We start from the raw sequence: 19,524 nt of genomic DNA, 5'->3' as shown, positions 1-19,524 counted from the left end.
GCCGGGTTGTCTCCACCTTAGTAGTCTGCGCCGCGGATTGGGTCCGGCGAAGTGCGCGGGCGACCCAGGCGGGGAAATGCCCGCGAATTGCGCGACCGGACTTGACGCGGATCGCGGACGGCGTAAATGCTGTGATCAGGCCTACGCCGACCAAGAAAGCGAGTACATCATGCCAAAGACCAACCGCACGCCCGAAGATTTCCCGGAGCACCGTGATTCCCTCGAGCCGCAGTCGGAGACCAAGGCCGGAGTAGACCCTGAGCAGGCTGATGGGCTGGGCACCACGCTGGATTCCAGCCCGGCATCCGTTGAGACCGAACCCTATGTTCCGGCGGAGCCGGATCCCGAGGGGCTGCGGCCGCTGCCCGTGGAGGACTCCGAGGACCGCGCCCACTCGACCAGGCTCGCCCGGTTGTGGACGGCGACCGTCATCAGCGTGCTGCTGCTGATCCTGCTGATTGTTTTCATCGCGCAGAACCAGAACCCTGTCACCGTGCTGTACTTCGGGCTGCGCGGCGAGATCAGCCTGGGCCTGGCCCTGTTCATCGCGGCGCTGGGCGGCGCGCTGGTGGTCGCGGCCATCGGCGCGGCACGCGTCATCCAGCTGCGCGCCTCCGAACGCAAGAAGCGCCGGGCCGAGCGCAAGGGCCGGTAGCTAGAAGTCCAGTCCCTGCGAGGGAATGACCAGCCCGGTCTCGTAGGCGTAGACCACTGCCTGCACCCGGTCGCGCAGGTGCAGCTTGGTCAGGATGCGCCGCACGTGGGTCTTCACCGTCGCTTCCGAGAGGAAGAAGCGATGGGCGATCTCCGCGTTGGACAGGCCTTCGGCGAGCGCGCGCAGCACCTCCTGCTCACGCGGGGTCAGGTCGTCCAGCAGCGGGTCGCGCTGCGGGGCGGCGGTGCTCGCCGGGGCCTGCCCCGCGTTGCGCACATAGGTCTCAAGCAGCCTGGCGGTCACGCGCGGCGCCACCACGGCGTCGCCGGAGGCCACCAGGCGGACCGCGGAGACCAGCTCCTCCGGGGCGACGTCCTTGAGCAGGAAGGCGCTGGCGCCGGCCTGCAGCCCGGAGAACGCGTATTCGTCCAGGTCGAAGGTCGTCAGGATGATGATCTTGGTTTCCGGGTGCGCCTTGGCGATGCGTTCGGTGGCTTCGATGCCGTCCATGTTGGGCATGCGCACGTCCATGAGCACCACGTCCGGGTGCAGGGCCGCGGTCTGGGTCAGCGCTTCCAGCCCGTCGGCCGCCTCGCCGGCGATCTGGATGTCCGCCTCGCCTTCGAGGATCAGGCGGAAGCCCATCCGCAGCAGGGGTTGGTCGTCGACCAGCAGTACCTTGATGTTTTCGTCCATGTCCTACCCCTTTGATGCCTTCTGGTTACCATTCTTCGCGCTGCACTCGGGCAGCTGCAACATCGCCTTGACAATCCATCCACCGCTGGCCACGGGGCCGGCGTCCACCGTGCCGTCGAACAGCTCGGCGCGCTCGCGCATGCCGCGCAGCCCGCGGCCGCTGCCCACGCTGGGCACCCGGGTGGCGTCCCCGTTGTCCATGATCTCCAGCCGCACCTGGTGCCTGCCGCGTTCCAAGCGGACCTGGACGTCGGTGACGTTGCGCGCATAGCGCAGCGAGTTGGTCAGCGACTCCTGGACGATGCGGAAGATGGTCAGCGCGAACGCCTTGTCCTCCGGCAGCGGCTCCCCCACGTAGGTGTAGGTCAGCGGCAGCCCGGCGGCGCGGAAGCCTTCGAGCAGGTTCTCCATGCTGCCGCCGGTGGGCTGCGGCGCCAGCTCCCCGCCCTCCCCTTCGCGCAGCACGCCGAGCATGCGCCGCATGTCCGCCAGCGCGGCGCGTCCGGTGCCGGACAGCTCCGCGAGCACCTCCTCGGCGCGGTCCTGGTCCCGGCGGCCCACCACGCGGGCGCCTTCGGCCAGCGCGATCATCACCGATAGCGAGTGCGCCACCACGTCGTGCATCTCGCGGGCGATGCGGTTGCGTTCCTGCACCTGCGCCAGCCGGGAGACCTGCGAAGCCCAGTGGTTCAGCTCCGCCTCGTGGATGCGGGCGTTGCGGATGTACACGCCGATGGCGGCGGCGGTGACGTAGAAGCCGATGAGGAACGCCGCGAAGACCCCGATGATGATCACGGCCAGCGTGGATTCGCTGATCCCGTCCGAGGTGTCGAGCTCCATGCCGCTCATGTCGGGGAAGCCGACCAGCACCATGAGGACCATCTGGAAGCTGCCGGCCAGGATGGCCAGCGGAATCGAGCGCCGGGCCGAGTAGCTGGTGGCCACCATGTACAGGGCGAGCATCATGCCCAGGCCCTCGGTCCCGTAGACCGAGCCGACGTCCAGGATCGAGATGCATTCCAGGGCGAACACGATGCACAGCACCGTCATCGGCGCCCGGCGGCGGAACAGCAGCGTGCCGGCGGTGGCCAGCGTGACCAGCAGCAGCGCCAGCTCGTTGCTGGCCTCCATGTCCGCCATCAGCAGCACCCCGGGCAGGGTTCCGAGCAGGTAGAAGACCACGACGCCGATGGACACCAAACGCGGATGGGTCCTCAGGTACCTGCGTACCCGGCCCATCCGCTTGGCGGCCAGTTCGTCGAAGGAGGCTAGCGACTCCTGCTGCGAAAGGTTGCTCATGGTTTCCAGTCTAGTTTTCCAATTCCTACTTGACGTCGCGGCTCTTGAGCAGGATTCCCGCCAGCAGCAGCGGGAGCACGATCCATCCGGCCACCCCGACCAGCTGCTGCCAGGTTTCCAGCGTGCTCGGGTAGCTCAGCGGCAGGGCCAGCGACAGCCCCAGCTGGTCCGGCATGAACCGGGCGTAGTCCTTGAACCAGTCGGTGACTGCCATCAGGATCTGCGCGATCATCGGCAGCACGAAGAACAGCGCGACCAGGCTGGTGATGCCGCCGGCGGAGTTGCGCAGCAGCAGGCCCAGAGCCAGGCCGATCAGGGAGGCCATCACCACGGCGAGCGCCCCGTACCAGAGCACCCGCTGGAAGGCCTCGCTGCCCAGGTCCAGGGTCATCGAGTAGTTCTCGGCCAGCGGCCGGCAGACCAGGTAGGCGGCCAGCGTGGACACCAGCTGCACCACCGCGGTCAGCGCGGTGATCAGGATGATCTTGGCGGTCAGCACCCGCAGGCGCTGCGGGCTGGCCAGGAAGGTGCTCACGGCCGAGCCGGTGGTGAATTCGCCGCTGAACAGCAGCACACCCAGCACGCCGAGGATCAGTTGGGAGAACATCAGGCCGGAGGCCATCGTTTCCACGGCGAAGTCAGCGGTGCCCATGCTTTCGGTGCCCGGGATCTGCCCGAGCTCCGGGCTGCTGCTCATGAACGATCCCACGCCCCACACGCCGATCGCGGCGATGCCGATGTACACGGCGATCGAGACCAGGACCAGGATGCGGGTGGAGTTCAACGAGAAAAAGCGGATCATTTCGCTGCGCAGCACGCCGCCCAGGGTGACCCTGCCGTATCCCCGCGCCGCCGCGCGGGATGCTAGTTCGGTGCTCATGGTTTCCTACTTCCCAGCCTCGTTGTCGGTGGACACCTGCGAGCGGTACTCGATGGCGTCGCGGGTCAGTTCCATGTACGCGTCCTCCAGGGTGCGCTGCAGCGGACGCAGTTCGCTGAGCACGATCCCGGCCTCCAGCGCGCGGCGGCCAATCTCCTCGGACTGAGGTCCGGTGACCTCCAGCGTGGCGGCGTCAAGCCGCCGCAGCTGCACTCCCTCGGCCGCCAGGGAGTTCATCAGCACCTCGATGTCGCGGGCGCGGACCACCGTCTGGGCCAATCCGTTGTCGATGAATTCGCTGATCGGGGCGTCGGCCATGATGCGGCCGCGGCCGATCACAATCAGGTGGTCGGCGGTCTGCGCCATCTCGCTCATCAGGTGCGAGGAAATGAACACGGTTTTCCCGGCGGCCGCCTGCTGGCGGGCCAGGTTGCGGACCCAGGCCACGCCTTCGGGGTCCAGCCCGTTGACCGGTTCGTCGAGGATCAGCACCTGCGGGTCGCCCAGCAGGGCGGTGGCGATGCCCAGCCGCTGCCCCATGCCCAGCGAGAAGCCGCCGACCTTCTTGCGCTGCACCGGCGCCAGGCCGGTCAGCTCCAGCACCTCGTCCACCCGGGACGCGGGCAGGCCGGCGGTGGCGGCCATGGCGCGCAGGTGCGAGCGCGGGGTCAGCGACTTGTGGACCGATTTGGCCTCCAGCAGGGTGCCGACCTCGGTCAACGGGTGGGTGGAGGACTTGAAATTCTTCCCGTTCACGAGCACCTGCCCGCCCGTGGGGTTTGCCAGTCCAACGATCATGCGCATGGTGGTTGATTTGCCTGCGCCGTTGGGGCCGAGGAAACCGGTGACGATCCCCGGTTGAACCGTGAACGACGCATTGTCGACCACGGTTTTTGCACCGTATTTCTTGGTCAATTCCTGTACCTGGATCATATCTCCAGCATAGAAAATCATCCGGTTGGGCGAACCGCCCGGAATGCTGATCTTGCACCTCCCTCGAAAGGTGGATCAACGAGCGGCGGCAGCGCAGTCATATGCACCCGAAGGTGCATGCAACGGCGCGGCCGCGGGTTCTGGGGGTGCGGCTGCTAGGCGACGGCGGTAGCCACGAACAGCGCGCCGACCACCATCACCGCGAAGGGCAGGGCCAGCACGATCATGAATTTCAGGTTGTCACGCACGATCGCCACGCATTCGCGCAGGAACGCGCTGGGACGGTAGTAGGCGGCGGTCTTGCCGCCGAAGGCGCGGGCATCCAGCCCCAGCTGCCGCGAGGCCAGCCCGGCGCGCAGCGCATGGTAGTCGCTGGTCACCAGCCACAGGCGGCCGTCGGTGCGCTGGGCGCGCACCAGCTGGTCGGAGAACTTCAGGTTCTCAATGGTGTCCTTGGCCCGGTCCTCGATGAGGATCTGCTCCTGCGGGATGCCCTGCTCGGCCAGGTAGCGGGCCATGCTCACGCCTTCGGGCTCGACCTCGTCGCGGCCCTGCCCGCCGGTGGGCACCATCAGCGGCTTCGGGTTTTCCTGCGTGCCGTAGAGCTCGATGCCCTTGTCCAGCCGCCCGCGCAGCAGCGGGGTGACCTTGCCGTCGATGGTGCGGGCGCCGAGCACCACCACCGCCGCCCCGCGGCCCTTGGCAGGGAACCGTGCGTGCACCCACGAGTACAGCAGCAGCATGGCGAAGACGCTGGCGCTGAACACGGAGGCGAAGAACATGATGAATGCCAGGGACAGGCTCCACCACTGGGAGATCACCACCAGCCCGAGCGCGGCCACCGGCAGCGCGAACACCAGGATCCCGGCGATCAGCGACAGCAGGTTGGGGATCCGCGCGCCTTCGCGGCGCCACATCAGGATGCCGTTGTAGATCAGGGCGGCGCCGAACACCACCAGCATCAGCGGCGTGAGCACCACCAAGATCGCGACCAGGAAGCCGAAGCCAGGCACGAAGCTGGTGAGCAGTTCGGAGAGCGTGGAGAAGCTGGCCAGCACCAGCGGCAGCAGCGCCGCTGCGAGCACCAGCCGGCGCGGTTCCCTGCGGTACAGCAGGATGAAGGCGGCCCACAGCGCGGCGAGCAGGGCCAGTGAAATGAGGTCGTAGCCGAAGTCTTCCATCAGGATCAAGCCTAGACGGCGTTCCGCCGGGAAATGCCGAATTCGCGCTCCAGCATGGACTTGGCACCGAGGAAGCCGCCCATGCCGTGGACCGATGGGCCAGGCGGGACCGCCGAGGAGACCAGGTACAGGCCCTTGCTGCGCAGATACCAGGGGTCGGTGGACACCAGCGGCCGGCGAACGCTGCCCAGCAGGTCCATGGTGCCGCCGGACAGGTCGCCGCCCACCAGCGCGGCGTTCTGCTTTTCCAGCCCCTGCGCGGTGACCACATGGGATTCGAGGACCAGGTCGCCGAAACCCGGGGCGGCGGCCTCGATCATCGAGCGGATCCGCCCGCTCATGTCCGCCGGGGAGCCCAACGGCACATGGCAGTAGGCCCACAGGACCTGCCGGCCCTGCGGCGCGCGCGATCCGTCGAAGACCGAGGGCTGGGAGACGATCATGAACGGCTTGCCCGGCGCGCGGCGCCTGGCTTCGCGCTCCGCCCGGCCCACCTGCGCGGCCGTCCCGCCCAGGTGCACGGTTCCGGCCTGCGCGAGCACCGGGTCCTTCCAGGGCACCGGTTCGGAAAGCACGTAGTGGACCAGGCAGCTGCCCGGGGACCTGCGGGTCTTGGCCAGCGCCGCGGAGAGCTTCTGCGGCAGCCGGTTCCCGGCGATCCGCCCCGCCATCTCCGCGGAAGTGTCGAACAGGACGATGTCCTCGGACAGCTGCCCGAGGCTGGTGATGCGCCGCCCGGTGTGCAGGCGCCCGCCGTGGGCCCGCACCTGGCCGGCGAGCGCATCGGTAATCGCCTGGGATCCGCCGCGCGGGATGGGCCAGCCCTTGGCGTGCGCCGCGGCCGCCAGGAACAGTCCGGCGCCGGCGTTGGCCGGGCCGCGCGATCCCCCTGCCACGTGGGCGGAGCAGCCGGCGTACAGCGCGGCGGCGCGTTCGTGTTTCGCGGAGAACAGGTCCTTCAGCCCCATGCCGCCCAGGGTGCTGGCGCCGAAGGCGGCCAGCGTCGCCGGATGCGAGGGGACTTTCAGCAGCGGGTTCAGCAGGGTGTCGCCCAGCTCGTCCATCCGCTGCACCAGGAAAGAGAGCAGCCGGGAATACAGCTCCCCGCCGGCGCCCAGCTCCTGCGCGGTGCGCTCGAGGTCCCGCCAGGCGTAGGCGGTGCGGTCATCGAGCACGTGGGCGAAGGACAGCTCGGGGATGATGAAGTCCACCTCGTCCAGCACCCCCAGCTCGCGCATCGCTGGCGACTGCAGGGCCATGGGGTGCACCGCGCTGCCCAGGTCGAATCGGGCTTGGGAACCGTCCAGCGGCTGGGTGCGCGCCGCCCCGCCGAGGGTGTCGTTGGCCTCGTATACGGTGACGTCCAGCCCCGCGCGGGCGGCAACCGCGGCGGCGGCCAGCCCGTTCGGGCCGGAGCCGATGACCGCTACGGCGCTCATGCTTTGGCCTCCGGGGCCGGCGCGTTCGCCGCGTGCTCGGCGTGCTGCGGGGCGCTCGGCTTCAGGCCGCGCAGGGTGAAGGCGTCCGGCGCGCCGGCGAACGGGCCGGCCAGCGGGTCCTCCTGCCCCACCGCGCGGATCGGGTCGCGGCGCGGGTCGAGCACCGAACGCGCCACCAGATACATCAGGTACCCCAGCATCAGCATGTGGGCGAGGACCAGCACAATGTACCCGGTCTCGGGGAACACCTTGTGGATGTCCTCGGCGCCCAAGGAGTCCAGGTAGAACCAGAGCCCGTAGAAGTGGGCGACCTCCACCAGCATCCAGACCACGAACTCGCGCCACCTCGGCAGCGCCAGGGCGAACAGCGGGATCAGCCAGACGACGAACTGCGGCGAATACACCTTGTTGACCATGACGAAGGAGGCCACGATCAGGAAGGCCAGCGAGCCCAGCCGCGGGGTGCGCTTGGCAACCAGGCCGAGCACCGCGATGCCCGTGCAGCACAGGAAAAAGAGGACCAGGCCCCAGAAGGACATCTGCTGGGCGTTGAAGGGCTGGAGCGCCTCGGATTTCTCGGCCAGCAGGTTCCAGACGTGCCAGAAGCTGGAGAAGCCGGCGCCGCGCTCGGAGGAGAAGGCGAAGAAGTGCTTGAACGAGTCCGGGTAGGCCAGCGCATAGGGCAGGTTGACCAGGATCCAGGTCAGCGCCGCGGTGCCGCCAGTGACCCAGAAGGGCTTGAGCTTGCCGGTGCGCACCGCGATCACCAGCACCGCGCCGAGCACGAAGAACGGGTAGATCTTCATGGCGGTGCCCAGGCCGATGAGGATGCCCGCCAGCACCGTGTGCCTGCGCGCGAAGCTGAGCATGCCCAAGGCCAGCAGGGCCACTGCCCACAGGTCCCAGTTGACGCTCCCGGCCAGGATGATGCCCGGGGCGATGGCCACCATGGCGGCGTCCCACGGGCGGCGCCCTCCCATGCGCAGGGTGCAGACAACGGTGACGATCCACAGGATCGCCACGAGGACCAGGTTCATGTCGAAGTAGATCAGCGAGCGGTTGGCGGCCCCCTCGGGCACCAGCCAGGCCACCGCGGAGGCGACCACGCTCATCAGCACCGGATACTCGAACTGCGCTTGCGCCGAGAACGGCACCCACGGGTTCTCAGCGAAGCCGCGGGCCCCGAACAGCGGCACCCAGTCGCTGTAGCAGGCGTAGATATAGGGATTGCTGCCGCCCCAGCCGTTGACGCGGCAGGGGTTCTTGGCCAGCAGCATCAGCAGCGATGCCGCGATGGTCATCAGGATCAGCACGCGTTCCACCGTGAAGAATCCGGGGTTCACCCGTCCGGGGTCGCTGTGTCTGCCCAGCGGCCCGCCGATCACGGCGGTGAACTGGCGCAGAAACCCGTCGGCCCTCGAGGGCACGGTGATCCGCAACGGGCCCCGGGTGGACTGTGGCTGCTTAGACTCGCGCATACCCTCCAGCCTAGTAGCTGGGCCTATTTGAACGGCGCCGCCAGCTCATGTTTCATCACTTGGGTTCACAAAATTACGGGCGCCGCGGTCCACGCGCCGATGCGGGGCCGCGAAATACCCCGACGGATTCCCCGGTGCGGCCAGGCCCCCGGAAGGTCCGGAGACATGGCACCGAAGAGGGGACGGCAAGGCCTCCAGCGAACCAACAGGTAATTAAACCCGCACTTCACCCTGCGTTTACCTCAGCGCACCCGGGTGGTTAACTCGGGTGTTTAACGTCGAATTCGTGAGCAACACCAATCAGCCGCAGGTCCTGGCCATCATCCCCGCACGGGGAGGATCCAAGGGCATCGAGCTTAAGAACCTCCGCCGGATCCACGGCAAGTCCCTGCTGGGTCGCGCCATCGAATCCGCCCAGGCCGCAGCCTCAGTCAGCGATGTTGTGGTGAGCACCGACCATCCCGGGATCAAGGCCGAAGCCTTGGCCTACGGGGCCCGCGTGGTGGACCGCCCGGCAGAAATCGCCGGCGACACCGCCACCAGCGAATCGGTCCTGGTCCACGTGCTTGAACGCGAACCGGACCTGCCGCAGGCCACCGTCTTCATCCAATGCACCAGCCCGTTCATCGATCCGGCGGATCTGGACGCGGCGGTCAACCGGGTGCTGCGCGGCGAACTGGACGTCAGCTTCGCCGCCGTCGCCGACCACGGCTTCCACTGGTCGCTGGATGCCGCCGGGCTCGCCCAAGCGGTAGGCCACGACATGTCCGTGAGACCCCGCCGGCAGGACCGCGAACCGCGCTTCCGCGAAACCGGCGCGTTCTACGCCATGGACTCGAAAGGCTTCCTGGCCGCGAACCACCGCTTCTTCGGACGCGTGGCGGTGCATCAAGTCCCTGCCGAGCACGGGATCGACATCGACACCGAAGCGGACCTGCTGCTGGCCTCCCTGCAAGAGGAGCAGCATCTTGACCCGGTGCTGGTGGACGCGGTGGTCACCGATTTCGACGGGGTGCACACCGAAGACACCGCCTACGTCGACCAGTTCGGCACCGAAGCCGTGCGGGTCTCCCGCTCGGACGGCATGGGTGTCGCCCGGCTGCGCGCCGCCGGGGTGAAGTTCCTGATCCTGTCCAAGGAAGCGAACCCCGTGGTCGCGGCCCGCGCCGCCAAGCTGAAGGTCGAGGTGGCGCACGGCATCGAGAACAAGGCCGAATACCTGGCCCGCTGGCTGGCCGACGAATCCATCAACCCGGCCCGCGTGGCCTACGTCGGCAACGACGTGAACGACCTGGGCGCCATGTCCCTGGTCGGCTGGCCGGTGGCCGTGGCAGACGCCCAGCCGCAGGTGGCCCAGGCAGCCCGGTTGACCCTGGCCCGCAACGGCGGGCACGGAGCGGTGCGGGAACTGGCCGAGCTGGTGCTCGCAGCCCGCGCCGAAGCCGGCGGGGCAACCCAAGAATTTGCACATTTCACCCACTGAAAGGCAGTACCATGACCTCGATTACCACTGACATCAAGCCGGTAGCCATCGGCGAGAACCTGCTCGGCGCCGGACAACAGGTCTACGTGATCGGCGAGATCGGCATCAACCACAACGGCGACTTGGAGATCGCCAAGCAGCTGATCGACATCTCCGCCGAGGCCGGCGCCAACGCGGTGAAGTTCCAGAAGCGCACCCCGGAGATCTCCACCCCGCTGGACATGCGCGACAAGATCCGCTCCACCCCGTGGGGCGAGATGACCTATCTGGACTACCGCTACCGCGTGGAGTTCGACGCCGCGCAGTACAAGGAGCTGATCTCCTACGCCGCGTCCAAGGGCCTGCACGCCTTCGCCTCCCCATGGGACGTCCCGTCCGTCGAATTCATGGAGGAGCAGGGCGCGGTGACCCACAAGGTCGCCTCCGCCTCGGTCACCGATATCGAGCTGCTCACCGCCCTGCGCGAAACCGGCAAGCCGATCATCCTGTCCACCGGCATGTCCACCATCGAGCAGATCGACAAGGCGGTGGAGACCCTGGGCACCAGCAACCTGGTGCTGATGCACGCCACCAGCACCTACCCGCTGCCTCCGGAAGAGGCCAACCTGCGCATGATCGAGACCCTGCGCGACCGCTACCAGGTGCCGGTGGGCTATTCGGGCCACGAGCGCGGCCTGCAGATCTCGCTGGCAGCCGTCGCCCTGGGCGCGGTGACCGTGGAACGCCACATCACCCTTGACCGCACCATGTGGGGCTCGGACCAGGCCTCCAGCCTCGAGCCGAAGGGCTTCGCCTCGCTGATCCGCGACATCCGCATCCTGGAAGAAGCCATGGGCGACGGCGTGAAGAAGGTCTTCCCGGGCGAGCTGGCCCCGCTGTCCCGCCTGCGCCGCGTGGACGGCTAGGCAGTTCCCGCACCGCAGTCCCCGGCGGCCGGACCATCCCGGTCCGGCCGCTTAGGTGTTATCCACCTCCACCAGCACCGAATACAAGGAAGCCGAGCAGCAATGACGAGCTTGACCCCCGGCCGCATCTCCGTGGTCATCCCGGCCTACAACCAGGAGGCGTACATCTGCGATGCGCTGGCCTCGCTGGCCCGGCAGAAGCTGGGCCGCTGGGACCTCGAGGTGCTGGTGGTGGACGATGCCTCCACCGATGCAACCGCCGCGCTGGTGGAAAGCTTCATCGACTCGCTGCCCGGGTTGCGGCTGGTCCGGCTGACGCAGAATGCAGGGGTTTCCGCGGCCCGCAACGCCGGGCTGCAGCTGGCGACCGGCGAGTATTTCACCTTCCTGGATCCCGACGACTGGTACAGCCCCGAGCACCTGGCCGTGCTGGCCGACGCGCTGACCGGGCTGCACGTGGACTTCGTGCGCAGCGACCACGTGCGCGTCACCGGCACCCACCGGGTCATCCACCGCGCCCCGCAGGCGTTGCGCGGCATGCCGCTGAATCCGGCGGACGACATCGAGCCGATCGATTCGCCCTCCATGGTCGACTACGCGTTCGTCTGGGCGGGCATGTACCGCACCGAGCTGATGCGCCAGCGCGGCCTGTTCTACTTCGACGCGGACCTGAGCAGCGCCGAGGACCGGCTGTGGCTGTGGAAGGCGCACCTGGGCACCACACGCTATGCCGTGGTCTCCTCCCCCAGCGTGTTCTACCGCCGCGGGCTGCCCGGCTCGCTGACCCAGGTATTCGACGAACGCCAGCTCGGGTTCATCCCCGCCTACGAGCGGATTCTGGCCGCCGTGCGCAGCCACCAGGACGCCGAGCGCCATCTGCCCAAGGCGCTGCGCCAGTTCTTCGCGATCGTCTGCCACCACGAGAAGCGCGCCAAGCACTACCCGCCGGCCGTGCGGCTGGCCATGAAGCAGCAGCTGCGCCAGGTCTTCACCTCGATCGACCCGCAGTCGGCCCTGCAGGTAGCGCTCGAGATGGATGTCGCCCGCCGCCGCCATATCCTCTCCTTTCTGCAGCCCGGAACGATCGGAGCCGCCAAGTGATCGCATTAGTCGAGGCCAGCAGCTATTTCCAGCTCGCTTCCCTGGCCGCCATGGCCGATGCAGGCCTGCTCCCGGCCGCAGACGAGCGCATCCTGGTGCTGGCCAACGGCTCCCAGGTGCCGGAGCTGACCACACCCTTGCAGGACTCCCCCGGCTTCGAGCAGCTCGCCGCGCGCTTCGACCGCGTGGTCGACTACGCGCAGCTGATGGCCCCGCGCCGCCCCGCGCAGTTCAACCCGCGCGAGGACGAGCTGATGGTCTTCGAGCGGCTGCTGCGCGACGCCTGGGACCTGGACGACGAGCCGCTGCTGCTGGTGCTGGAATCCATCCAGGTCAACCCGTCGCAGGCGCTGGCCAGGATCTTCTTCGACGCGGAAATCTGGGTGCACTCGGACGGGCTGATGTCCTACGGACCCACCCGCAACCGCCTGGCCATGCCGCTGCGCCAGCGCATCACCCGCACCCTGCACGTGGACCTGGTGCCGGGGCTCGAGCCGGCGCTGCTGGCCGAGCTGAACCCGCTGCGCGAGGTGCTGCCGGCCTCCGCGCTGGCCGTCGTGTTCGAGCAGCTGGCCGCGCAGGCAAGACTCGAGCTGCCGCAGGGCGCGGCGCTGGTGCTCGGGCAGTACCTCGGCTCGCTGGGGCTGCTGGATTCCGAGGAGGAATTCGAGCTGCACCTGCAGATGCTGCGCGAGGTCGGCGCCGCGGGGCTGGACACCGTGCTGTTCAAGGCCCACCCCTCGGCCAGCCCCACTGCCGCCGTCCGGCTGGCCCAGGCCGCCGCGGACCTGGGGCTTGAATTCCGGCTGCTGCGCACCGACCACCTGGCCGAAACCGTGATCGCGCTGGCCCGGCCGCAGCTGGTGGTCTCCTGCTTCTCCACGGGCCTGGCCACCGCCCGCTACATCCTGGATACCGAGGTGCGCGCCGTGGGCACCGGCATGATGCTGCAGGCGCTGGCGCCGTACGAGAACTCGAACCGGATCCCGCTGTCGATCATCCATGCCTTGTTCGTCCAGGACCTGCCGGTCCCCCGGGACAGCGGGGACTTGGCCGGGCAGGACATGCTCTCGAGGTTGCTGGCCGCGGTTTCCTTCTGCATGCAGTCGGCCCGGGTCCCGCACCTGCGTGATCAGGCGTCGGCCTTCCTGGAAGAGCACTATGCCGAGTTCTCGGCGCATTTCAAGCGCCGCCGGATCACCAAGCTGGGGCTCCCGCCGCTCTGGGCCCATCTGCCGGCCCGCCGCAGCCTGCCCTCTAAGGTCCGCGGGGCCTCGCGCCACGTGCTGCGCCGCGGCTCCAAGGGGCTGGATTCCTTGTCCAAGTCGCTGAGCCGCCTGGCCCAATGACCGCCGCCGTCCGCAGCGAAGGATTCTCCCGTTCCATGTCCATTAATCTGTCCCGCCACGACACTTCCGAGGTGCCGCGCCCGCGCTTCGGCGCGGCCTCGGTTTGGGTGGAGTCCCCGCTGCAGCTGCTCTCCGCGGTGGAGACCCACGCGGCCGGGCTGCTGGGCCATGAGGTGCGCATCGTGCCGCGGCAGGGTATGCCGTTGGAAGCCACGACCCAGGCCCTGTTGGCCCAGGCGCCGGCCGGTGTGGAATTCGTGCAGGCTGCGCGGAAGCCGCCGGCGCCGAAGTCCTCCACCGACCGTTTCGTCGCCGGGGACGCCTACTCGGGCAAGGTCCAGCGCGCGCTGCTGGCCGGGGTGAAAGCCAAGGAAGTTGTCATCATCGACGACGGCCTGGCCACGTTGGCATTGATCAACCAGCTGGTGGCCGAGGAACCGGCCCCACTGGTCCGCGCTCGTGCCAGGAATTCCGCCGCGCGCACCGCCATGGGCCTGGCCATGTGGCATCGGCTGCGCCAGCTGGCCCGTGAGGGCCGGTTGCTGATCGTCTCCGCGCTGCTGGTCTCCCCCGACGCCCAGCGCCGCATGGCCAAGCTGGGCATCAAATTCGCGCAGCATAAGTTCGAATGGCTTTCGACCCAGCCGGTGGCCGAACGCTTCACCGAGCCGACGCTGCTGATAGGCTCCGCCATGGCGGCCGACGGCCTGATCCATGAGGAGCCCTATCTCCAATGGATCAAGTCCATCGCCGCAGACGGTCCGGTCGCGTATTTTCCGCACCGCCGCGAAACCGCAGAATTCCTGGAGAAGATCAGCCAGATCAGGAACGTTGTGCCCAAGCAGCACACGGTTCCGATCGAGATGCGGTTGCGTGTGCTGCGTCCCGGCCAGGAAATCCGCGCACTGCCTTCGACAGTCATCCCGTCCCTGCGCCTGCTGCTGGGCAATGACGCGCGGCAGCTCTATCCCCAAGCAGTCCCGGAATCATGGTGGACTGAGTCAACCCCGGTGCCGCTGCGCGAACACCTTTCCAGCTCTTTGAAGGTTTGAAATGTTCGTGAATCCATCCATTCTCGCCATCGCCGATTCTGATTCCTACCTGAAGCTGGCAGTGACCTTCCTGGACCGGCTCGGCCCTGCGTGGGACCGTCGGGTTGCCCTGGTTCGCACACCGGTGATGCCTACCGAGGAACAGATTGCCGCGGCGTTCGCCGGAACGAGCTTGGACCAGCGAGACCTGCAATTCATGACGCTGCATCAGCTGAATGCGGATTCGATCCCCGAGGACATCGTGTTCGCCGCGGCCACCGGGCCGGTGGTCGCCGAAGCCTATTCGCGGATCCTGCGCTCGGAACCGGCGCAGGCGCGCCGTACCGCCTTGGTCTCCGCGCTCCCCGGTGTCGCCTACCCGGCTACTGCGAAGGGATGGAACTACCGCCGCGCCGGGGATGCGTTCATCTGCCATTCGCACGCCGAGGCCCGGGATTTCTCGTTCATGACGGAGGAACAGCCGGGTCACCATCCGACCATCATGGTCAGCAAGCTGCCATTCCTGCATTCGGCCGGCTTCCCGCCGGTGACCCATGGCGAGATCCGGAGGGTCGTTTTCGCTCCGCAGGCAAAAGTTCCCTACACCCGAGAAGATCGCGAAAAAATCCTGCTGGCCCTCGAGCGGGCCGCACGGCTGAACCCAGGTCTCGAAGTGGTCGTCAAGTTGCGGGCCCGCGCAGGAGAACCGCAGACGCATCTTGAAGCATTCCCCTATGATCAGCTCTGCGACGAGCTTCAGGTCGCCGGCAGGCTGGGGCCTCACTCCCACCTGAGATTCGAAACCGGCACAATGTCCAACGCGCTGACGCCCGGCAGCGCGCTAGTGACAGTATCGTCGACTGCCGCGCTCGAGTCATTGGATCGAGGACTGCCAACAATGATCCTTTCGGATTTCGGTGTGAACGAACAGATGATCAATGAGGTTTTCCGCGGATCGAACATTCTCGGCACCATGGATGAGCTCGAAGCCCTCAATTTCCCGGTTCCCGCCAAGGCCTGGTTAAGGGAGAATTATTTCCACCGGATGGACGGCAGTTTTCACGAGTCGATGGCGATCCTGGCTCATCAGGCCCGTCAAGGCCGGCTGGTGACCGACGCTGAAATTCTTGCGTTGATCAGGAACCAGCCGATGCGTCAGCGGCTGCGCACAGCGCTTCCCACGCCCGTAGTGCGCATACTGCAGAAAATTAGAAGATTCCTGAACAACGATGGCCGGCAAGACCTCAAATCTTCGTCATGAGCAAAATTCATTTTGATACTGACAGCTATTTATCGCTAACAACATGGTCACTGTCATCAGCTAACAGCTTTACACACCAGTACAAAATGCCAGTTATTTAACGTCATGGGCAATCATTGCATTGCTCGAATCACGCCCGTATTCGGACATTCGAGCGCCAACTACTGCATTTACCGGCAATTCCGGGAATGTTTCCGGGCCCCGAGGACTTAAGATCAATAGGGGCATATCTCTGTGCCGCGTCTTCAGCGCGCCCAGTTGCCCGGAGGTTTATACATTTCAATAAGGAGCTCATGTGTCGGCGAACCCGATTCGCGTTGCCATCGTTGGCGTAGGCAACTGCGCCACTTCACTCATCCAAGGTGTCGAGTACTATCGGAATGCCGATGCAGATTCCACCGTTCCCGGTTTGATGCATGTGCAGTTCGGCGAATACCACGTCGGCGACGTGCAATTCGTCAGCGCCTTTGATGTCGACGCCAAGAAGGTCGGCCTCGATCTGTCCGAGGCAATTCTCGCCAGCGAGAACAACACCATCAAGATTGCCGATGTCCCCACCACTGGCGTGACCGTCAAGCGCGGCCACACCCTGGACGGCCTGGGCAAGTACTACCGCCAGACCATCGAAGAATCGGCATCCGAGCCGGTCGATGTTGTCCAGACCCTGAAGGACGACAAGGTCGACGTGCTGGTCTGCTACCTGCCGGTTGGATCCGAGCAGGCCGCGAAGTTCTACGCACAGTGCGCCATTGACGCTGGCGTTGCCTTCGTCAACGCCCTGCCGGTGTTCATCGCAGGTACCCCGGAGTGGGCCCAGAAGTTCACTGATGCAGGCGTTCCGATCGTGGGCGACGACATCAAGTCCCAGATCGGCGCCACCATCACGCACCGTGTGATGGCCAAGCTGTTCGAAGACCGCGGCGTGGTGCTCGACCGCACCTACCAGCTCAACGTCGGCGGCAACATGGACTTCAAGAACATGCTCGAGCGCGATCGCCTGGAATCCAAGAAGATCTCCAAGACCCAGGCCGTCACCTCCAACACCTCGGCCGAACTGGGCGAGGACGACGTGCACATCGGCCCGTCGGACTATGTTGCTTGGCTTGACGACCGCAAGTGGGCATTCGTGCGCCTCGAGGGCCGCAACTTCGGCGATGCCCCGGTCAATCTCGAATACAAGCTGGAGGTCTGGGATTCCCCGAACTCCGCTGGTGTAATCATCGACGCCGTGCGCGCCGCCAAGATCGCGCTGGACCGCGGTATCGGCGGACCGATCCTGTCGGCATCCAGCTACTTCATGAAGTCGCCACCAGAGCAGTACGACGACGAGAGCGCCCGCCAGAAGGTCGAAGCCTTCATCCGCGGAGACGTCGAGCGCTAAGCTTCGCCAATTCAACAGCCGGTGCTGAAATCCTTGATTTCAGCACCGGCTGTTGTTGTTGCCGCAGTATTTGATTCAAATCCGAGATGGTGCCTTGTTCGTTCCGATTCCGGCGGCCATCCGCATCTATCCATTAATGCGGGAAGCCCGCCGGCTTGCAGGCCGGCGGGCCTCTGAGAATTGATCGGCGAGTTCATAACGTACTCCTTGGTTCGATGGTGCTGATAACGGTAATGGCGCTATCAGTACTTATCGAATGCGGAAGTACATTTCTGGCGGCACGTGGTTCTTCAACTCACGCTGGCGCATGTTGCGGCTGAATTCGGCGCTATCAAGGTATTTGTTCTTGCGCTTGTCCTGGCGTCTTGTCATTTGCTTTCCCTCCCTTCGCGCATGGTTAGAGGTGAAGGAAGATCTTGACGGGTTGTAGAGATTGCACGAGCCTTCAGGCTTTCCGGTCCAGCGAAGATTAGTTCCGAGGTCCGAACTGCGCGTTGGGCTGCCGTGGCGAAAAGTGGAGCAGACATGAAAAAAGTTCCTAAGGTGGGAGTCGATTACTGACTTTCAACCTCAGGAACTATGTCGTGATGCCTAGATGATTTTAGGAATCCGCTGTTCCGGAGGTTGGGGAGACGAAGCGATGGCCGTTGGGCGCAGAAATGCCATTGCCGGATCGCACCGGGCGATCGGTCACAAAGGTCTGATTCATATTCATCGTGTCCCACCTCCTAAAATCTGCTCTGAGTCAATCGCGTTCAACGCGAGACTGTATTTGGATAACTTTTCGATTCGGAATTCTCATTGAGACTTCCCAATCACAGTATTCAGCATACATGGGCAAATGCACCTACGCCAGCTATTTCAATATTTTATTTAAGCAAATTTCAGCTGGGAACACGGAGAGCCTGATTTCCCGTAGGGAATCAGGCTCTCCGTTATCAAACTAGTCAGACGCTACTATTCAGTAACGCTCGGTTGGGACTCCGGTTGCTGCGCCCACCATTGGCGCAGTCGCTCGCTGGCGATTTCCTCACCAAGCACGCCTTCGTCAAGACGCAGGTTCAGCATGAACTTGTAGGCTCGGCCTACTACCGGGCCCGGGCGAATTCCGAGGATAGCCATGATCTGCTCGCCGCCCAAGTCCGGGCGGATCGAATCAAGCTCTTCCTGCTCGGCAATGGCAGCGATACGCGCCTCGAGGTCGTCGTAGGCGAAGGCGAGCCGTTCTGCCTTCCTCCGGTTGCGCGTCGTGACGTCCGAGCGGGTCAGCCGGTGTAGCCGCTCCAGCAGACTGCCGGCATCCGTCACGTAGCGGCGCACCGCCGAGTCGGTCCATCCGGCGTCTCCGTAGCCGTAGAATCGCATGTGCAGCTCGACCAGGCGGGCCACAGCCTTGGTGGTGTCCTTGTCGAAACGCAGGGCGCGCATGCGCGCCTTGACCAGCTTGGAGCCAACCATGTCATGATGGCGGAAAGATACTGCGCCGCTAGGCTCGAACTTCCGGGTCGCCGGCTTTCCCACGTCGTGCATGAGCGCGGCGAAGCGCAGAATGAAGTCCGGACCGGGCACAGCGCCTTCCGCATCCGTTTCAAGTTCCACGGCCTGCTCGAGCACCGTCAGCGAATGCTGGTACACATCCTTGTGGCGGTGGTGTTCGTCGATTTCCAGACGCAGGGCAGAGACCTCGGGCAGAACACGATCGGCAAGGCCGGTATCCACCAGCAGATCGATGCCCGCGCGGGGATCCGCTCCGTTGATCAGCTTGACCAGCTCATCGCGCACGCGCTCGGCGGAGATGATCTCGATGCGATCGGTCATTTCGCTCATGGCCTGACGTACTTCCGGGCTCACTTCGATCTTCAGCTGCGAGGCGAAACGTGCCGCGCGCATCATGCGCAGCGGATCGTCAGAGAAGGAGATGTCCGGCGAACCGGGAGTGCGGATCTGCTGGTCGGTCAGCGACGAGACGCCGTCAAATGGGTCAACCAGCTCCAGCTCCGGCAGGCGCAGCGCCATGGCATTCATGGTGAAGTCGCGGCGGAAAAGGTCATCATGCAGGTTGTCGCCAAAGGCCACCACCGGCTTGCGGGAATCCTTGTCATAGGCATCAGCGCGGTAGGTCGTGACCTCAAGGGTGTGCTCGCCCTTCTTGAAGGCGATGGTGCCGAACTCCCGACCCACATCCCAGGTATTGTCCGCCCAGCCGGAAACAATCTTCAAGGTTTCCTCGGGCCGTGCGCTGGTGGTGAAGTCGAGATCGGGCGAAACCCTGCCAAGGTACAGGTCGCGGACCGGACCGCCCACCAGGGACAGCTCATGACCTGCCCGGACGAATCGGTCGGCGAGCTCAAAAATGACCGAAGGCAGGATTTGACGCAGCGCGTCATGAGTGGGGAGTGCATGCATAGTTCCTTAAGCGTGCCAGAAATCCCGCGAGTTTGCTTCAAAAATC

Annotated in this window: 18 protein-coding genes; 8 read left to right on the top strand and 10 right to left on the bottom strand. The window is 65.7% G+C overall.

From position 1 onward, the window contains the following. Positions 1-169 precede the first annotated feature (169 nt). Positions 170-655 (top strand): lipopolysaccharide assembly protein LapA domain-containing protein, encoded by a 486-nt coding sequence (locus DFO58_RS15770; RefSeq protein ID WP_052772557.1) that lies wholly within the window; start codon positions 170-172, stop codon positions 653-655. Here DFO58_RS15770 and DFO58_RS15765 read toward each other — a convergent pair whose 3' ends face one another. The 7 genes from DFO58_RS15765 to DFO58_RS15735 form a co-directional block, all read right to left on the bottom strand. After that, positions 656-1,351 (bottom strand): response regulator transcription factor, encoded by a 696-nt coding sequence (locus DFO58_RS15765; RefSeq protein ID WP_047120544.1) that lies wholly within the window; start codon positions 1,349-1,351, stop codon positions 656-658. A gap of 3 nt (positions 1,352-1,354) precedes the next feature. Beyond that, a complete protein-coding gene (locus DFO58_RS15760; RefSeq protein ID WP_120991629.1) occupies positions 1,355-2,650 on the bottom strand; it encodes a sensor histidine kinase in 1,296 nt (431 codons plus the stop codon). A 25-nt stretch (positions 2,651-2,675) separates the two neighbouring features. Continuing rightward, positions 2,676-3,530, bottom strand: a complete 855-nt coding sequence (locus DFO58_RS15755) for an ABC transporter permease (protein ID WP_120991628.1) — start codon at positions 3,528-3,530, stop codon at positions 2,676-2,678. A gap of 6 nt (positions 3,531-3,536) precedes the next feature. Further along, positions 3,537-4,463, bottom strand: a complete 927-nt coding sequence (locus tag DFO58_RS15750; RefSeq protein WP_047120547.1) for an ATP-binding cassette domain-containing protein — start codon at positions 4,461-4,463, stop codon at positions 3,537-3,539. A 155-nt stretch (positions 4,464-4,618) separates the two neighbouring features. Beyond that, positions 4,619-5,644, bottom strand: a complete 1,026-nt coding sequence (locus DFO58_RS15745) for a YdcF family protein (protein WP_147407307.1) — start codon at positions 5,642-5,644, stop codon at positions 4,619-4,621. Positions 5,645-5,655: 11 nt separating this feature from the next. Then, complete coding sequence (locus DFO58_RS15740) at positions 5,656-7,083, bottom strand: NAD(P)/FAD-dependent oxidoreductase (RefSeq protein WP_120991626.1); 1,428 nt, start codon at positions 7,081-7,083, stop codon at positions 5,656-5,658. Next, a complete protein-coding gene (locus DFO58_RS15735) occupies positions 7,080-8,561 on the bottom strand; it encodes a glycosyltransferase 87 family protein (RefSeq protein ID WP_120991625.1) in 1,482 nt (493 codons plus the stop codon). The genes DFO58_RS15740 and DFO58_RS15735 overlap by 4 nt, the downstream gene beginning before the upstream one ends. Before the next feature lie 286 nt (positions 8,562-8,847). Here DFO58_RS15735 and DFO58_RS15730 point away from each other — a divergent pair, with 286 nt between their 5' ends. From DFO58_RS15730 to DFO58_RS15700, 7 genes are all read left to right on the top strand, one after another. Then, positions 8,848-10,044 (top strand): acylneuraminate cytidylyltransferase, encoded by a 1,197-nt coding sequence (locus tag DFO58_RS15730; protein WP_120991624.1) that lies wholly within the window; start codon positions 8,848-8,850, stop codon positions 10,042-10,044. Positions 10,045-10,055: 11 nt separating this feature from the next. After that, on the top strand, positions 10,056-10,949 hold the full coding sequence (locus tag DFO58_RS15725; RefSeq protein ID WP_113607281.1) for an N-acetylneuraminate synthase family protein: 894 nt from the start codon (positions 10,056-10,058) through the stop codon (positions 10,947-10,949). A 102-nt stretch (positions 10,950-11,051) separates the two neighbouring features. Beyond that, entirely contained in the window at positions 11,052-12,050 is a 999-nt protein-coding gene (locus DFO58_RS15720) for a glycosyltransferase family 2 protein (RefSeq protein ID WP_120991623.1), read from the top strand. Further along, complete coding sequence (locus DFO58_RS15715) at positions 12,047-13,399, top strand: polysialyltransferase family glycosyltransferase (RefSeq protein ID WP_113607279.1); 1,353 nt, start codon at positions 12,047-12,049, stop codon at positions 13,397-13,399. The genes DFO58_RS15720 and DFO58_RS15715 overlap by 4 nt, the downstream gene beginning before the upstream one ends. A gap of 35 nt (positions 13,400-13,434) precedes the next feature. Continuing rightward, the gene (locus tag DFO58_RS15710) at positions 13,435-14,451 is read left to right on the top strand and encodes a hypothetical protein (protein ID WP_120991784.1); all 1,017 of its coding nucleotides are present in this window, start codon (positions 13,435-13,437) and stop codon (positions 14,449-14,451) included. A 1-nt stretch (position 14,452) separates the two neighbouring features. Next, on the top strand, positions 14,453-15,691 hold the full coding sequence (locus tag DFO58_RS15705; protein ID WP_120991622.1) for a DUF6716 putative glycosyltransferase: 1,239 nt from the start codon (positions 14,453-14,455) through the stop codon (positions 15,689-15,691). 295 nt (positions 15,692-15,986) lie between these two features. Further along, positions 15,987-17,072 carry an inositol-3-phosphate synthase gene (locus tag DFO58_RS15700; RefSeq protein ID WP_053799275.1) on the top strand — a complete coding sequence of 362 codons (1,086 nt, stop codon included), beginning with the start codon at positions 15,987-15,989 and terminating at the stop codon, positions 17,070-17,072. Between the two features lie 11 nt (positions 17,073-17,083). On the opposite strand, the gene DFO58_RS18315 is transcribed toward DFO58_RS15700, so the two are convergent. From DFO58_RS18315 to DFO58_RS15695, 3 genes are all read right to left on the bottom strand, one after another. Next, entirely contained in the window at positions 17,084-17,269 is a 186-nt protein-coding gene (locus tag DFO58_RS18315) for a hypothetical protein (RefSeq protein WP_147407306.1), read from the bottom strand. Positions 17,270-17,321: 52 nt separating this feature from the next. Further along, positions 17,322-17,444, bottom strand: coding sequence for a hypothetical protein (locus tag DFO58_RS18820; RefSeq protein WP_272926284.1), 123 nt, complete (start codon positions 17,442-17,444; stop codon positions 17,322-17,324). 585 nt (positions 17,445-18,029) lie between these two features. Further along, positions 18,030-19,478, bottom strand: coding sequence for a CCA tRNA nucleotidyltransferase (locus tag DFO58_RS15695; protein ID WP_047120556.1), 1,449 nt, complete (start codon positions 19,476-19,478; stop codon positions 18,030-18,032). Between the last annotated feature and the right edge of the window lie 46 nt (positions 19,479-19,524).

It is taken from the genome of Arthrobacter sp. AG1021 (assembly GCF_003633665.1).
In the GTDB taxonomy this organism is placed as follows: domain Bacteria; phylum Actinomycetota; class Actinomycetes; order Actinomycetales; family Micrococcaceae; genus Glutamicibacter; species Glutamicibacter soli.
Note: the sequence above shows the minus strand (reverse complement) of the source record. Positions and strands in the feature narration are given on the sequence as shown.

Excerpts from the sequence above, each read along its gene's own strand:
- DFO58_RS15760 (WP_120991629.1), bottom strand. The coding sequence starts at position 2,650 with ATGAGCAACCTTTCGCAGCAGGAGTCGCTAGCCTCCTTCGACGAACTG.
- DFO58_RS15705 (WP_120991622.1), top strand. The coding sequence starts at position 14,453 with ATGTTCGTGAATCCATCCATTCTCGCCATCGCCGATTCTGATTCCTAC.
- DFO58_RS15755 (WP_120991628.1), bottom strand. The coding sequence starts at position 3,530 with ATGAGCACCGAACTAGCATCCCGCGCGGCGGCGCGGGGATACGGCAGG.
- DFO58_RS15740 (WP_120991626.1), bottom strand. The coding sequence starts at position 7,083 with ATGAGCGCCGTAGCGGTCATCGGCTCCGGCCCGAACGGGCTGGCCGCC.
- DFO58_RS15735 (WP_120991625.1), bottom strand. The coding sequence starts at position 8,561 with ATGCGCGAGTCTAAGCAGCCACAGTCCACCCGGGGCCCGTTGCGGATC.
- DFO58_RS15745 (WP_147407307.1), bottom strand. The coding sequence starts at position 5,644 with ATGGAAGACTTCGGCTACGACCTCATTTCACTGGCCCTGCTCGCCGCG.
- DFO58_RS15720 (WP_120991623.1), top strand. The coding sequence starts at position 11,052 with ATGACGAGCTTGACCCCCGGCCGCATCTCCGTGGTCATCCCGGCCTAC.
- DFO58_RS15750 (WP_047120547.1), bottom strand. The coding sequence starts at position 4,463 with ATGATCCAGGTACAGGAATTGACCAAGAAATACGGTGCAAAAACCGTG.
- DFO58_RS15710 (WP_120991784.1), top strand. The coding sequence starts at position 13,435 with ATGTCCATTAATCTGTCCCGCCACGACACTTCCGAGGTGCCGCGCCCG.
- DFO58_RS15725 (WP_113607281.1), top strand. The coding sequence starts at position 10,056 with ATGACCTCGATTACCACTGACATCAAGCCGGTAGCCATCGGCGAGAAC.
- DFO58_RS15765 (WP_047120544.1), bottom strand. The coding sequence starts at position 1,351 with ATGGACGAAAACATCAAGGTACTGCTGGTCGACGACCAACCCCTGCTG.
- DFO58_RS18820 (WP_272926284.1), bottom strand. The coding sequence starts at position 17,444 with ATGACAAGACGCCAGGACAAGCGCAAGAACAAATACCTTGATAGCGCC.
- DFO58_RS15695 (WP_047120556.1), bottom strand. The coding sequence starts at position 19,478 with ATGCATGCACTCCCCACTCATGACGCGCTGCGTCAAATCCTGCCTTCG.
- DFO58_RS15770 (WP_052772557.1), top strand. The coding sequence starts at position 170 with ATGCCAAAGACCAACCGCACGCCCGAAGATTTCCCGGAGCACCGTGAT.
- DFO58_RS18315 (WP_147407306.1), bottom strand. The coding sequence starts at position 17,269 with ATGAACTCGCCGATCAATTCTCAGAGGCCCGCCGGCCTGCAAGCCGGC.